The following is a 15,699-nucleotide window of genomic DNA, read 5'->3' as shown; positions in this document are numbered from 1 at the left end:
GTCTAAATTAGTGCTTTCAAGTTGCTGCCTTCTCAACTATTTTCTTAAAAAGGATACACTGATGTTATTTAAAAAGTTAGTTGCTAAAGTAACTCAATATCTATGAGATATTGCTCTGCTTGTTCAATAATTTCTTTGCGTTGCAGTTCGCTTTTTCTGCGCCAATTTGCATAAACCATTGAGTTACGGGGATTTGTAGCAAAGGCTTCTTCATGCTTATTCATAAAACGCCAATATAAGGAGTTTAACGGGCATGCATTTTTGCCTGTAGCTTGCGTTACGTCATATTGACAACCACTACAGTAGTCACTCATTTTTTTCACATAATTGCCGCTTGCAGCATAAGCTTTTGAGCCAACTATCCCACCATCAGCAAATTGACTCATACCTCTGGTATTGGGCATTTCTACCCACTCTATTGCATCGATATAAACTCCTAAATACCAATCATCCACTACATCAGGGTCAATACCTGCAAGTAAACAAAAGTTGCCCGTGATCATCAGCCTTTGAATATGGTGTGCGTATGCATAATCTAGAGATTGCTGTATGGCATGTTTTAAACAGTTCATATGGGTTGAACCATTCCAAAACCAACTAGGTAAAGCATGCTCTGCTTTTAAGTGATTAAGCTGAGCATATTGCGGCATATTAGCCCAATAAATCCCTCTAACAAACTCTCGCCAACCTAAAATCTGTCTCACAAACCCCTCTATCTGAGGTAGCGAAATTTGCTGCTGGTGCTTATGGTAATATGCCACTACAGTACTAATAACAAACTCTGGGCTAAGCATTTTACTATTAAGTGCAAACGACAAACGACTGTGAAACAAACTCCATTGGCTAGATTGCAATGCATTATCGAGTTTGCATGTCATCGCATCTTGAAACTGCCCAAAACCTGCTAAACAATACTGACAGAAAAAATCTAACAGTGTTTTGGCTTGTATACGAGTTACTGGCCAATTTAAATTGTCATTAATTCGGCCAATCGTTTTAACATCATGGCGCTTTAAACGTGCGATTATGTTATTAACATCATGTTTGAATAGTAATGGTTCTGGCACTTTGGCAAAGTCTGCTGACTTGAGCTTATTCCTGTTTTGTTTATCATAGTTCCAGTCACCACCTAATGGCTTTTCACCATCCATCAAGATATTAAATTTTTTTCGCATCCTACGATAGAAGGCTTCCATTTTATGACTTTTACCCTGTTTGAAACTCTCTGTGAGCTGTGCCTCATCTAAGTAAAAATGTTCAGTTTCAAAGTAGTTAACCTCAATTGACAGAGAGTTCGTAAACGATGACAACTGCGACCTTAGCCTATATTCATCAGGTAGCTGATATTCAAAAATATTGATTTTATACTTTAAAATCAACGATTTTATTAATTCTGGTATCGTTTTTAAGGCGCGTGTATCGTCTAAAGATAAATACGCTACGTTGTGCCCGGCCTTTGTTAAAGCCTGAGCAAAGTGCTCCATTGCACTAAAAAAAGCGCATATTTTTTGAATGTGATGCGTTGTATACGAGGTTTCTTGATGTAACTCAGCAATTACATAAAGTACATCATCATGCTTGTGTTTATACCAACTGTGATGAGCGTTGAGCTGATCACCTAAAATAAGTCTGAGGCATCGATAGGTGTTGTTCATAGTTTATTCCTTAACGTGCGTCTGTCACTTGCGCATCGTTTTGAACAGTATTTAACGTTAGCCCAATCCTTTTGCCATTTTTTACGCCAGCTAAAAGGACGCAAGCAGACTTGGCAAGTCTTTTCAGGTAAATTTAATTTACTCATTTAACTGGCCAATCTGATGCATCAGTTAAATCATAGGTCTGTTCGCCTTCAAGGTTACCTTGCCATTTATTTATAAAGGCGTTTTTTTCATCATGCAGTTGAGTTTGTTTCTCAATATTAAAATGCCGTCCACCTCGAGGGTCTACACCTACCCCAGCTATGTACTGCCAATTCCCCCAATTTGATGCAACGTCATAATCTATTAACTGCTTTTGGAAGTAAGCCGCACCATATCGCCAATCAACGCTAAGTTCATTAACTAGGCAACTGGCTACAATTTGCCTGCCCCTGTTTGAAATATAGCCAGTTGCATTAAGCTGGTTCATACATGCATTAACTAAGGGATAATTTGTTCTACCATTACACCATTGTGCAAATCGTTGAGTATAGAAACTTGTAAGTGGTTTTTTGTTAGCCAAACCTTTAAACATAAAAAATGCTTTTGGGTTATCATTCAATAACCATTGAAAATACTCTCGCCACAATAGTTCAAAACCAACCCAGTAAGTTGATTCATTCTCTAAGTTTTGTTTTTCATAGCGCCGTAATGCATGCCACACTTGCCTTGGCGAGAGGTTTCCTATTGCAAGATAAGGACTAAACCCTGTGGATGAACATTTTCCTTCTAACTGGTTTCTAGTTTTTTTATAAGTCAACGGTGCGGATGAGCTAAAATAATAGCTTAAATGTTCACAGGCATGTTGTTCTCCGCCAACAAATTCATTTGTCCATTTATTTAAAGTATTAATGGCATGAGGCCTGAACATTGTTTGCTCTATGTCATCGAGCACTTTATTAAACTGATTCTTCGCCTGTAAAGGTAATAAAGCGCGTTTTGCTTCCCAAAGAGAACTCTCTTGTATTTGGTCTTCTTTAACGCTGTAATCGTTGCTTTCTACATGTTTTCTAAATGCTGAAAAAGATTGCATTGGTATTGAGTGCTCATCAATCTGATCCTTTGTAAACAACGTATTGGTGCAACAAGAATACACTTGTAAGCTTGGGCAAATTGCTTTAACTCTCTCTAACGAATGCCGCTCATAAAGACCAAACTGTTGTGCAGTGTAAAGCGCCGTGACATTGTGATCACGAACTAATTTTGAGATTTGATTTGCCGAGTTGCCAACCACAACTTGCAGGCTTTGACCTTTTGCAATTAGTTGATTATGCAGGTCTTCAATTGACTGCCGTAAAAAAAGCCATCGGTGCACGCCCATTGATGTTTGACTATAATTGAGTGGCCTAAACCAATCAGGGTCAATAACATAAATAAATGCCACTGAATTATTGGATGATAACAATGAAATAACCCCTTCGTTATCTGCTAGGCGTAAGTCGTGAGTAAACCAATAAAGTGCGCGAGACATTTGATCAAATCCTAAAAAACATTACCTCGTCACTACGTAACAGCCAAAAAATTAGTTCACCTTATAAGTCATTGACTATTTACTGCTTGAACTATATTACGAACGCTTACAAATAAATAATTTAAAAGTTTTATTATCAACAGCTTACTTAAATTTAAAATAATTAATCACTTTTTTGTCATTTGATTTCCTTACTTTTTCACGTCTTTTTACAGTGTTCCTGAGATGATTTTATGAAGTATTTTTATCAGGAAATAGTATGCATTACTTAACATGTTTTTACCTAGCTGCGATGTTGTTATGTTTAACCGCGCACGCAACCACTGACTTTAAAAGAGAGAATATTAGTTTATCAAAATTAAATACCCCACCTGTTATTGATGGTTATATAGAAAACAAAGAATGGCATGGTTCGAGGGTAATTGAGCAATTTGTTGAGTTCAGACCTAATTTTGGTACTAAGCCCATCTACCCGATTAAAGCCAAAATAGCATATGATGATGCATTTTTTTACGTTGCCGCTGAAATTACTCAACCTCAAAACACAATTACTGACAGAGTGCTTACCCAAGGTGACCGTATGTGGGATGAAGATTACTTTGGTATTACTTTAGACACTAATTTTGATAAGCGTGATGCCTACTTATTTCACGTTACGCCTTCAGGTGTTAAAGAAGATGGTCTAATCGATGGTACGCATTACATAGGTCAGTGGAACACTATTTGGTATGCCAAAACACAACGCACCCAAAATGGTTGGAGCGTTGAAATGGCTATACCGATGCAATCAATATCGTTTGACCCGAATAAGAATGACTGGGGACTACAGTTACGGCACAAATTATCAAAGCCATACAAGCAAGTTTATTGGAATATTAACGATCCACAAAATGCGGGCTGGACAGCCCCACAGGTTGCCAAAATCAGTAACTTAAAAGGCTTATCCCAAGGCGTCGGCATTGAACTAAAGACAGGGCTGAGCTTTAAAGATACTCAAACAGAGTCAAAATGGACTCCTTCGATTGATGCATTTTATAAATTTACGCCTAACTTAACCGGCGTGCTGACGGTAAATACTGACTTTTCTGGTACTGATGTAGACGAAGTAAATATAAATATGACCAGATTTAGTCAGTTTTTTGCCGAAAAACGTGATTTTTTCTTACAAGACAGCCAAGTATTTAGTTTTGGTGATTTTAACAACAATGATTATAACGGGATGCCATTTTATTCGCGTAAGATTGGTCAGGGCACTAAAAATGGTGTGTTAGACATTGATTGGGGTGGGAAATTAACAGGCCAGTTAGGGAATACAAGTTTTGGTATTTTAAGTGTAAACCAAGAAAAAGATGGCGAAATTAGCGAAACGACCCAACTGAGCGTTGCCCGTGTAAAACACCAATTAGGAGATAAACATCAAGTAGGCGCAATCATTACCAATGGTAGCGCTGATGGGCGCAAAAACACCAAGTTGTATGGTGTAGATTATAGATTTGAAAGCAATATTTTTAATGATCAACAAATAAGAACACACGCTTGGTATCAAGAAACACAGAAGCAGTATTCACAGCAAGATACCAAAGCATATGGCCTTCAACTTACTTTACCTAACGATAAAGTGTATATACGTACCAAGTACAGATATTTAGGTGAAGACTTTAACCCAGCACTAGGCTTTGTCAATCGTAATGGTATTAACTATTATGAACTCGTATCACACTATCGTGAACGACCTAAAACCAGCTCATTGAGTGAATATATTAATTACTATCAAATTAATTATTTTTACTACCAACGAAGTGATGTAAATAACAATTGGTTGAGCAAAAGATATGTAGTTCGCCCAATGCGTATAGAGATGAAAGATGCAACTGCTTTTCATTTTCAATATGAGGTTAGAAAAGAACGACTTAAACAGCACTATGCGTTAGGTAAAACAATAGGTTTTGATGCTGATAATTATCGTTTTGGGCAATGGATAGCCTATTTGGAGACACCAACGGATCAAACAGTATTTGGTAACCTTAGCATCACAACGGGTGAATTTTATAACAGCGATAGGAAGCAGGTATTGGCTGAAGTTAATTATAAGCCTAACAAACATGTACTGTTACAGCTGAGCAGACGTCACCATTACTATTCACAAAGCGAAATTAAAGAAAATATGTATAGCACACGCTTTAAGGCAAATGTTGCATTTAATAGCGAGTGGTCATGGAATACTTTGCTACAACATAATACTCGCGCGGACAATCTATCCATATTCAGTCGATTACGTTATCAAAGTGCGCCAGACGAACTTTATCAGTTGAGTATAAATAAAGGCTACAGTCTTGAAGATGGCTGGCATGAAAAAAGAACCGTGTTCGACGAAAAAACAATTAAGCTAAACTATATCAATCGTTGGTAACAATATACCGTATGCTTGAAACAAAAAAGGCGTTTTAAACGCCTTTTCCAAATATATACTAAGCTACTTTATTGCTACATTTAAAAACACAGCTGTCATCAACACTGGGCACACAAATCGAACATATTGTGCAAACCAGTAATGAAAGCCTTTACATTCTAAACGTAGCTGATTACCACGTTTCCACATCCAGCCTACTGTAATAAAGTAAAATAAACCCATTAACGGTAGTTGGTATTGCGTAAATACGCTTATGACTAAGCCAAATAACCATTCAAAATTCAGAATAATTAAACTTGCTACAACCATAATCACGCCTGTTACCCACCAAGTTGCACTTCGTCTATCGAGGCCATGATTTTCAACAAGAAAAGAGACAGGGATTTCAGTTGATGAAATGGTTGAGGTTAGTGACGCAATGGACATCAAAACAAAAAAGGTCATACCAACCCATAAACCAATTGCTCCCATACTTGAAAAAAGCTCAGGTAATACAGCAAAAATTAGGCGACCCTCACCTATCAATTTACCGTCTTGAAACACTTGTACACCATTATGTTGAGCAACAAATACTGCGGGTATAATTAATAAGCCTGCTAAAAATGCAACCCCCGTATCTAGAGCTGCAACGCTTAATGTTAACTTTGGTAGGTTTTCGTTTGGCTTCAAATATGAGCCGTAGATCATCATGCAACCCACACCTAACGATAATGAGAAAAATGCCTGACCCATTGCAGCAATAATTAAATCTGGGTCGGTAATTTTAGAAAAGTCTGGAATAAGGTAAGCACTAAAGCCTTTAGCAGCGCCTTCCAAGGTAGCAATATAGGCGATTAAAGCAATAAGTAATAATAACAAAACAGGCATTAGTCGCCGCGACCATGCCTCAATACCTGATTTAACGCCTTTGAGAATAATACTCGCAGTAAGCAGCAACATTAATGGCGTAAAAATAAAGTTTCTAAGTGTTGAGTCTCCTTTTAAAAATTGACTCAACTTTTCAAACCCAAATACATGTGCAAGTGGCTCAAGCGAGAATGCCAACATCCAACCTGCCACAATTGAATAAAAGCTTAACATGACTATGGCACCACACAGCCCCATATACCCTGCACCAGCACCTATTTTAGGTGCTTTTTCCTGCCATGCTTGACGAAGCGCTGTAACCGGGTTTGATTGTGCTTGGTGGCCAAGATAAAGTTCAGTATAAAGTGCAGGCAGTGCTAACAAAAATATAACAATAAAGTAAACAAGTAAAAACGCACCACCACCGTGATTCGCCGCTTGTGTGGGAAACCCCCAAATATTTCCTAATCCAACTGCAGCACCTGCCGCGGCGAGTACAAAGCCAATTCGGCTTTGAAAACCATCTCGTAATTGAGCCATATTTACGCAAATTTAGTTATTGTTTTGGTCGGCCGATTATACTTAAGTTGTTAAAAAATGCGAATGAAATAGGTCCACGCTCTGTTTCGTAGACTAATCAATTTACTTATTAGAATTCAACGATATCAATACAAATCAAGATTTGGCACTATTTAAAGTGCCCTTTTTCATTGATATACCTATTACGCAGATTCTAATAATTGAGCGTGGATTGATTGCACAACATGGTCGGAATGGGATTGCTCAACTAAAAAGCACAAGTTATGTTTGCTTGCGCCATGGCAAATTAAACGAATATTAAAATCACTCAATACCTGCATGAGATTCATCTGATGTTGTTTAAGCTGGATTTGTGAACCGATTAATGCAACCAAGGTTAAATTATTCTCAACGGTTACATGGCAAAATTTACTTAACTGTTCAAGACAGGCTTGATCTAACTCTGGGCGTGATGAGTTTTGTGCATTGTCTAAGGTAATAGCCACACTAATTTCTGACGTAGTGACCAAATCAACAGAGATGTTATATTCGCTTAGAATAGTAAATATGCGCGCTAAAAAACCACTGGCTAATAACATTTCGGGGCTTTTCAATGTTAGCAGTATTTGGTTTTTACGCTGTGTTACCGCACGAATACCCTGCAGGTTCGACTTTTCACGTTCAATCCAAGTACCACCCGCTTGAGGGTCTCGGCTTGAACCAACGAACACCGCAATCCCACTACGGCTTGCGGGCAATATGGTGGCAGGATGAAGTACTTTAGCACCAAAAGTCGCCATTTCAGCCGCTTCATCAAAACTTAAACGGGCTATCGGTGTTGCTTTACTACATAGTCTTGGATCAGTGCTAAAAATACCCACAACATCGGTCCAAATATGGATAGATTGTGCTTTAATTGCCTCAGCCAATAATGCCGCACTATAATCTGAACCACCACGGCCTAACGTAGTCGTTTGTCCATACGGATCACTACCAATAAAACCCTGTGTAACAATCACTTTTCTTTCTAATAATGGGATAAGGTGTGATTGTGCAGCTTCTGCTGTGGCAACAATATCAGGAGTGGCTTTGCCAAAACGATTATCGGTTTTGAGTACTTTACGAGCATCAAAGCGATCTGCATTAACCCCTAAATTACGTAGTACTTGAGTAAACAAAAAAGACGAAAGCCGCTCACCAAAGCTCAACATTTCATCGCATTGCTGAGTGCTTAAAGCAGGTAACAAAGCCAAAGATTTAAATTCATCTAGGGTTTGTTCAAAGCCCTTTGCTAAATCAGTATCTAAAGTTAGTTGCTGTAAAATGGCATCTTGAATGGCAACAACGGCTTCAACTAGCGCAAGTCTTTGTGATTCATTAGCTTTTTGTTGAGTGAGAGTAACCAAATGATTAGTCACGCCTGCGCTGGCACTTACAGTAACTAACCGAACTTGATTGTCGTTGTGAATAATTTGCGCACAGCGAAGCATGGCGGGATAATTGGCTACACTGGTGCCACCAAACTTTGCGACTGTGTACTGCGAACTCATGATATCTCCTTGTGATCACACATCGTGATCAATAAAAACAGGAGAACTTGGCAATAAAGGTGCTGGAATAATATGATATGACCTTTGCCAGAAGCTCTCCACCATTAACGGTGACAGTTCCGAGGATTCAGCCTCGCAAACCGAAAACCCACAGTGACGTGCTATGGCTTTTCTCGGCGAATACTTCCCTCATTAGCAGTCATCGGCTCTCGTCACCTACCACTAAATACCTAAGCATCGCACCTCTTCTGTATATTTTGCCGCAACAAACCTGAATCTTGGCAAAATAAAAGCCCACTTATTAAGTGGGCCGACAAAAAATATCTTTTAGACGTCTGGGTGTCAAGTTTTTATTCGAGAAACACCTTTAAAATGGCTAAATATACTGACCTGACACATATGCCCCCGCATAGCCAATGGTATAAGCGATGAGTAAATACAATGACATCCGCAAATAGCTCATAAAGGTCAATGCCTTTACTTTACTCATGGCAATGATCCCTGCCGCAGATCCAATCACCAACATTGAGCCACCAACACCAGTTGCATAGGTGAACATCAGCCACTGCTGAGCCGTCATGGTTATATCTGCTTTTAACAGCGCAGCGGTAAGCGGCACATTATCGACAGCTGCCGATAGCAGTCCCATCAAATAGTTAGCATATTCTGGACTCATATAAACGTACAGATCTGTAAACATGGCTAAAACACCTACTTCTTTGAGCGCACCAACCAAGAGCAGCACACCAACAAAGAACAATAAGGTGTCGTATTCAATTTCACGAATGTAATCAATAATCTTTTTATTGACATCTTTTTTTCGCATCAAAAACTGTGCAACTAAAAACATCAAAGACAAGCCAAACAAAAAAGTAAGTAATGGCGGAACTTTATATTGCACACTTAAAAATAAAGTGGCAAAAATCGTCGACATAAAAATAACTGCAATGGTAATGTCGGTTTTTTCAATTCGCCTAGTTGTATCTTTATTAAACTCCAAAGTGCTATTCATACCCACCGACAGCATTGCAGCAAGTGCAATTACGCTCACTAACGCAGGCGCGATGAGCAATAACAAATCAGGGATCGTCACTTTGTCAGCTAAAAATATCATTAACGTGGTTACATCACCGGTTATTAACGACACCCCCCCACTGTTTACGCTAAAAATAATAAGTGTTGCGTACTTTATTAATTTTTTGGGGTCTAACTTCAATGACATAACCACAGCAAGGGAAATCAATGTTGCGGTAATATTGTCTGAAATAGACGAAAATATAAATGCTGATATACCGACCAAAAACATTAACTTACGCTCACTTATCTGGGCTGGCATTACCCGGTGAACAATATTTTGAATAAAGCCTTTAGAATTCAAATAAGCGACAAATGTCATTGCTGCCATTAAGAATAACCATAGAGTGGCGATTTCAAGAATGTTATGATCTAATTGATGTTGTACAGTTTCTGGGCTTTGCCCATTAATTGGGAAGATAAAAGCGATAATCCAACATAAAGTACCAAAAAAAAGGGTAGTTTTGGCCTTGTTTACATGGATGATATCCTCTATAACGATAAGCAAGAACGCAATCGCTATCAGGGTAAGGATAATGGGCGTAACCATATTGCGTAAACAACCTGTTAAGTAAAATTAATAAAATTTGAAGGTAACGTGGTAAATCGGCGCGAAGAATAGCATTTGCAGCGTGTATACGCTATGGCTACAAGTAATTAATTTGCCCTATATGTCACAAAATTGATACAAACTGGAAAGTTATGATCCCAGCAAAAAAAGTATTAAATACACTTCATGAACATTGGAGCGTATTAGAGCTGCTTTTTAAACGGTTTAAAATGACCGATTTCAGCGCAAAAGATGTTCAAAGCATCATAAAACATAAAAATCCTCAGTGGACGAGCGAACGAATTTTTAAAGAGACTAACCGTCTTTTAAATCAAGAAATTATCATTCCACTGGCTAAGTCATCACAATTAGAGATTAATCGTGCAATCGCCGATTTTGCCAGCTTTTTATTACAAGAAGAAAACTTAGGTTTAGCAGAAGAAATTACTGTGTTAGTAAAAGACTTAGAGCGACTAGGTTTACGTTTACACCAAGCGGGTGATGAGGGTGATTTCAGCGAGCTTCGACGCTTTAGCCGCATCATGGATGAACGTGTTCGTAAAATAGTCAAATTGTTTGAACATAATGAAAGTGCTATTTTCAATCTCGTTGAACAAGCAAAGTCTGACAACAGTAATCTATCATTGCAAAAGCGTTATAAAGCGGTTATTGAAGCGTTTGATGAGTATATCGAACCAATGCTTGAAATGGTGGATATTCGAGGTCCATTTCATGCCTGTTTTATTATGATAGAACAACAAATCAGCAACCAGATTGAAAACATCGAGCTGTTTGGCCGCGGTGCCCGCGATAAGCGAATGCTTGAACAACTTCGTACTCGAATTTTAGATATGCACCTAGTAGGACGTGAGAGTTTGCGAAAAAGTGCTGATATGCTGATGCCTCTGCGTGAAGAATTACGTCGTAATACATTAATCACTCGACAAGCTGCCAAAGTGCTTGGTTTAATTCGTAAAAATGGTGTTGATCGTATGCTTACCTCCGTACAACCTGAATTTGTATCTGACATTCAGCGTTTTTCACTTGGCCAACAACGTCATATGGTTGCATACATGGCAAGCCTTGCTCAATTTGAACATGCAGACTACGAGTTACCTGACAGCACTGACGTGCCAGCCTATCAAAGCCCAAACATTCCTGATTATAACGATGTGCGTTTATCATTTACCAAAAAATTTGCCAATAGCGGCGCTAAACGTCAGGCATTACTGGACTTTTTGAATGAGCAATACCCGAGCTTAGACGCAGATGAAATGCTGTTTTTATACCAAAAGTTAATCAGCGACCAACAATTTGAATTACATCAAGACACTGAACGCACCAAAGTTAGCATTAATGGCAATACCTTTGCGCTTTACCCGTTTAATGCAAGTACAGTACAAGAATAAAATCATGACACAAATTAACTTATCAGAACTAAGTGAATTACAAGCCATCAATAAAAAATTGGTGAGCGGACATCACATCAGTGAGCAAGACACCACACTTTGGCAACAACTGGACCAACATATTGATGCTTATCAGGCCTTATTTAATGCCCTTGGTCACGACTTACAGCACGACAGTAGAGGCTTTTACTATCTTGCAAGCGATGAAAGTACACCAAACATGGGTAAAATCTCCAGAGCCATTGCTTTGACCGTATTCATTTTGATTGAGCATTATGCAAACCAAGGTAAGGACCCTCTGCGTGCCTTATTTGACGAAGTGGCAGATTTGGAGCTGATGCAAACGTTAGTTCAATTAAATAAGCACCTATTCGATCAGTTGGAAATTTTCTCAGGATCCGATTTACGAAAAGATGTTTACCTTCGTATGGTCCGTTTAGGGCTCGCAAAAGAAGTTGAACAAGGTTTTGTGCACCTAGCACCCGTTTATCGTTATATCGACGCATTAATGGAAGTAAACGAAGGCAGTTTTGACGGACTCGAGGAAGAAGTATGAGTAAGTTATACGGGCTAAGTAAATTAGCATTATTGAATACGGCAGGCTACGCAAAATGCGTCATACCTCTGAATAAAAGCGCCTCGATTTGCGCCCCAAATAATACCGGCAAAAGTTCTGTTATTAATGCCCTACAGTTCCCATTAATAAATGACTTGCGCTTAACTGAATGGGATGGGCATGACTTAGAAGACACTAGAAAGTTTTATTTCTCTACAGATCAGTCATATATTTTGCTTGAGGCGAACCTACCCCATGGTGATGTGGTAATTGGCGTTGCTGGACTTGGAAAAATAGCCGGCTTTGCACATCAGTTTTTTTGCTTCAATGGTCAATTAAACCTTGATGATTTTACCGAGGGTAAGAGCATCATCAAATACACTAAGTTATTTAAACACTTAGAAGCCCAAGGTAAAAAGCCAAAAGAACTCAAAGCACAAGAATTAAACGCCCTACTCACCGGTGGAACAACTCAGTTTGACTCCGATGTAAACCTTAAAATGATCCCGCTTAACAATGTGCAAGATGCGGCTATCTATAAAGAAATATTCCGCCGTATTTTAAATCTACACAAACTTGGAGCAAGTGACGTAAAACGTTTTATGCTGCGAGTATTTGAGCGCCATATGTCAAACTCGCGTGTGGATTTTTATGAAGTGTGGCGAAGGGCATTTGATAAAGTTAATCGTGCTCGTCGCGAACTAAGTGCACTAGAATCAATGCAAGAACCTATCGCAGCACTTGAAACGATGCTTGAAAGTGAAGTTACCATTAAAGGTAAACTTGCCGCCTACTCGCCTAAGATTGATGTTGCCCTAGTTGAGTATGATCAATACCAGCAAGAACATATGTCTGAACTCAGTGTTCAGTTAGAAGACATTGAACAAGAAAAACATGATTTTGAGCAAAAACAACAGCTGTACTTACAACAATCACGAGATATTGAGCGAAAGCAAACACAAATAGAGCAATGGTTTAACGATTATTATGCCCTTAAAACCGAGTTTGAACTGACTAACCACGCAACATTGAAAACAAATTTGCAGCTACTAAAAAAAGAATATGAGCAATTATCGTTTTCTATTAATAGTGCGCAGGGCCAAAGCTTGCATACTTTGGACTATCGAATTAACGAAACACAAAAGCAAATCAAGAGTTTAAAACTACAGCTTAAAAACCTTGAATTTAACTTATTTACTCGCATGCGAGAAGACTTGTCGCTTAAAGAAGTTGAAGAGATATCACGTATTCTAAATCCCGATTTACTATCGTTTGCTACCACCAACCTTGGTGAAGTTACGATTACCGATGATGATGAATTTGGCGCGTTTTTAGCACAGCTATCAGCCAATGTTAAAGGCGGTGAACTGACTTTACCAGGGGCAACCATTAAACTTAAAAAGCTCAGCCCGGTGCAAATGCAAAGTGGTGATAATAAAGAGCAACTAAAAGCGCAGCTAGATGCACTGCAACAGTCATTACTGGAATTTAAACAACAACGTGACGTGGCTGCTAATGTTGCGCAAAAACAACAAGAGCGTGATGCACTTTATGAAGAGCTAATGGGCCTTGAAGGCGCATTAAAACGCTTTGAACAGTATCAAACTATGCAACAATCTATAGATGCACAAGAGTTGCTTCGTGAACAGCTTAATGCCGAACGCGAGCAAGTTGATGAGTATTTACAAGATGTGCAACGTAATGCAGGCTCAATTTCAGATAGACGTTCTATTATCAAAAGTAAGCAAGACTTATTAACGCGTCAAAACGATAGATTACGTCAGGTTAAATCTGAGCGCATAGATCACACATTAGACATTTTTACGGGTAAGCAAGTACCCTACCCTGTAGATGTTAAATTGGATTTTGATAACTTAGCGGAAGTGATACACCAATTTAATAAGCAGTGTAACGAGCTGAAAAACTTAGCTGTTAATGTTAGAAACACTTATCTGCATATTTATAACGCCGGTATTACCAAATTCGATAACGAAAGCGATGAAAATGAAAAATATGCAAAATTGATCAGTGCATATCATAACCTAGATAATGAACGAGACGCGGTTGAACGCCACGCACGTGTGGCATTAACCGAAGTTGCTGCAACTATCAAAGGATTACGTGAAGACTTAGACCGTCTTCGTCGTGAAATGAATAGCTTTAATCGTGGTATAAGCCAGCATCGCATTTCAAACTTGCAATCATTTAAGATTAATATTATTGCTCGTAAAATGTTAGTTGACAGTATAGATACCATTATTAGCACCTCAGATAGTTATGAAAAAGGAGATAATTTTGACTTACTATCAGTACAACCGACTGATCAAAAGGCATTAAACCAAGCCAAAGACCATTTGATTAAATTAGCAAGTGACAAAGCAGGTTTAACACTTACAGACCTGTTCGATATTCGCTTTGAAGTAGTCAATCGCGCTGGAGAAACGGAACAATTTGATAAAATTGATTCAGCTGGGTCAAATGGAACACGTATTACAATAAAATTGTTATGTGGTATGTTATTCATTCGTTATTTACTTTCTGATCAAGAGCAGGCGCTATATCGTATTCCTATTTATATTGATGAAGCGGCTGATATTGATCCCCAGAACCAAAAAGCCATTATCGAAACTGCATTAAGTTTTGGTTTCGTGCCTATTTTTGCTTCTGTTAAGCCACAAATTAGCTGTGATTATATTGTGCCAATTCGCAGCGTTAAAAATGGTAGCCAAAACTGGGTAGACGAAAAAGACTGGATTGAAGTGGAACATAGCAGTAATGCAACGGTCTGATCTGATAGTTTAAATTGTTTATAGGTCAGCTTGTATGCTTAGCAAGGTGACCAAAGGAGTGTTGATTATGTTTAAAAAGTTACTTATTTCATCCGCAATATTATTATTGAGTGCGTGCTCAAGCTCGCCAGATTGGGATTACGACCAATCAATAGAGTTTGCAAATTATAAAACCTTTGCATGGGCACCCAATGCAGCCCTAAAAGCAAGCAAAACAGACTACCAGATCAATGATTTAATGGAAAAGCGGGTAAGAACGGCAATCAAGCAAAGCTTATCCACACAGGGTATGCGTATGGTTGAAGCCGACACAGCCGACGTGTTAGTTAACTATCATGCATCTGTAGAGAGTAAAATAGAATCTAGCACTCTCAACACACACTATGGCGTGCGTTGGAATTATTGGGGCTGGGGAATGCAAAGCCAAACTACAGCCAAAGAATACGACGTGGGCACTTTGGTTATTGACGTGATTGATAATGCATCACAACAATTAATTTGGCGCGGTGCCAAAGAAGGCCGACTACGTTCTAAGCAAACGCCAGAGCAAAGAACAGCCTCAATCAATAAAACGGTTGGTGATATTTTGCAAAACTTCCCACCCAAAGTGCAGTACTAAGAGTGCTTATATACCGTGCAGCTTCGCTATGATGTGTCGCTGCACTGCACTAAAACATGAAAGTGTTGAGCTTGACGTTATGCTAATTTGTACTAGCTCAGACTTGATCTGACAGTTACCCGTTTTTTAATCGGTGACTGTCAGTCTAGATTTGAGCTAAATTTTTCTCAGCCCAGATCAATTTTCCATCTAATAAAGTTTCCAATGGC

General features: G+C 38.8%; 11 protein-coding genes and 1 riboswitch. Of the genes, 5 read left to right on the top strand and 6 right to left on the bottom strand.

All coding sequences use genetic code 11. From position 1 onward, the window contains the following. Positions 1-83 precede the first annotated feature (83 nt). From OCI93_RS18600 to OCI93_RS18590, 3 genes are read right to left on the bottom strand one after another with little or no spacing between them, the layout of a single operon-like run. Positions 84-1,655 (bottom strand): cryptochrome/photolyase family protein, encoded by a 1,572-nt coding sequence (locus tag OCI93_RS18600; protein WP_261627023.1) that lies wholly within the window; start codon positions 1,653-1,655, stop codon positions 84-86. Continuing rightward, positions 1,652-1,801, bottom strand: coding sequence for a DUF2256 domain-containing protein (locus OCI93_RS18595; protein ID WP_261593908.1), 150 nt, complete (start codon positions 1,799-1,801; stop codon positions 1,652-1,654). The genes OCI93_RS18600 and OCI93_RS18595 overlap by 4 nt, the downstream gene beginning before the upstream one ends. Continuing rightward, the gene (locus OCI93_RS18590; protein ID WP_261627022.1) at positions 1,798-3,168 is read right to left on the bottom strand and encodes a DASH family cryptochrome; all 1,371 of its coding nucleotides are present in this window, start codon (positions 3,166-3,168) and stop codon (positions 1,798-1,800) included. The genes OCI93_RS18595 and OCI93_RS18590 overlap by 4 nt, the downstream gene beginning before the upstream one ends. Before the next feature lie 259 nt (positions 3,169-3,427). Here OCI93_RS18590 and OCI93_RS18585 point away from each other — a divergent pair, with 259 nt between their 5' ends. Then, positions 3,428-5,578: a carbohydrate binding family 9 domain-containing protein gene (locus OCI93_RS18585; RefSeq protein ID WP_261627021.1), complete on the top strand. Its 2,151-nt coding sequence runs from the start codon at positions 3,428-3,430 to the stop codon at positions 5,576-5,578. Between the two features lie 63 nt (positions 5,579-5,641). On the opposite strand, the gene OCI93_RS18580 is transcribed toward OCI93_RS18585, so the two are convergent. The 3 genes from OCI93_RS18580 to nhaD form a co-directional block, all read right to left on the bottom strand. Continuing rightward, positions 5,642-6,964: a sodium-dependent transporter gene (locus OCI93_RS18580; protein WP_261627020.1), complete on the bottom strand. Its 1,323-nt coding sequence runs from the start codon at positions 6,962-6,964 to the stop codon at positions 5,642-5,644. Between the two features lie 182 nt (positions 6,965-7,146). Continuing rightward, on the bottom strand, positions 7,147-8,493 hold the full coding sequence (lysC, locus tag OCI93_RS18575; protein ID WP_261627019.1) for a lysine-sensitive aspartokinase 3: 1,347 nt from the start codon (positions 8,491-8,493) through the stop codon (positions 7,147-7,149). 83 nt (positions 8,494-8,576) lie between these two features. Continuing rightward, positions 8,577-8,749: riboswitch (Lysine riboswitch) on the bottom strand. Between the two features lie 120 nt (positions 8,750-8,869). Next, positions 8,870-10,117, bottom strand: coding sequence for a sodium:proton antiporter NhaD (nhaD, locus tag OCI93_RS18570; protein ID WP_261593920.1), 1,248 nt, complete (start codon positions 10,115-10,117; stop codon positions 8,870-8,872). Positions 10,118-10,269: 152 nt separating this feature from the next. On the opposite strand from nhaD, the gene OCI93_RS18565 reads away from it, so the two are divergent. The 4 genes from OCI93_RS18565 (at position 10,270) to OCI93_RS18550 (ending at position 15,490) form a co-directional block, all read left to right on the top strand. Continuing rightward, entirely contained in the window at positions 10,270-11,526 is a 1,257-nt protein-coding gene (locus tag OCI93_RS18565) for a hypothetical protein (RefSeq protein ID WP_261627018.1), read from the top strand. Between the two features lie 4 nt (positions 11,527-11,530). Then, positions 11,531-12,082 carry a condensin complex protein MksE gene (locus OCI93_RS18560; protein WP_261627017.1) on the top strand — a complete coding sequence of 184 codons (552 nt, stop codon included), beginning with the start codon at positions 11,531-11,533 and terminating at the stop codon, positions 12,080-12,082. Further along, positions 12,079-14,871, top strand: coding sequence for an ATPase (locus tag OCI93_RS18555; RefSeq protein WP_261627016.1), 2,793 nt, complete (start codon positions 12,079-12,081; stop codon positions 14,869-14,871). Before OCI93_RS18560 ends, OCI93_RS18555 begins: the two co-directional genes overlap by 4 nt. A 67-nt stretch (positions 14,872-14,938) precedes the next feature. After that, positions 14,939-15,490, top strand: coding sequence for a DUF4136 domain-containing protein (locus OCI93_RS18550; protein ID WP_261593927.1), 552 nt, complete (start codon positions 14,939-14,941; stop codon positions 15,488-15,490). Positions 15,491-15,699: the final 209 nt, after the last annotated feature.

The organism is Pseudoalteromonas holothuriae (assembly GCF_945859825.1).
Classification (GTDB): Bacteria; Pseudomonadota; Gammaproteobacteria; order Enterobacterales; family Alteromonadaceae; genus Pseudoalteromonas; species Pseudoalteromonas holothuriae.
This window is presented reverse-complemented; position numbering and strand designations above follow the sequence as displayed.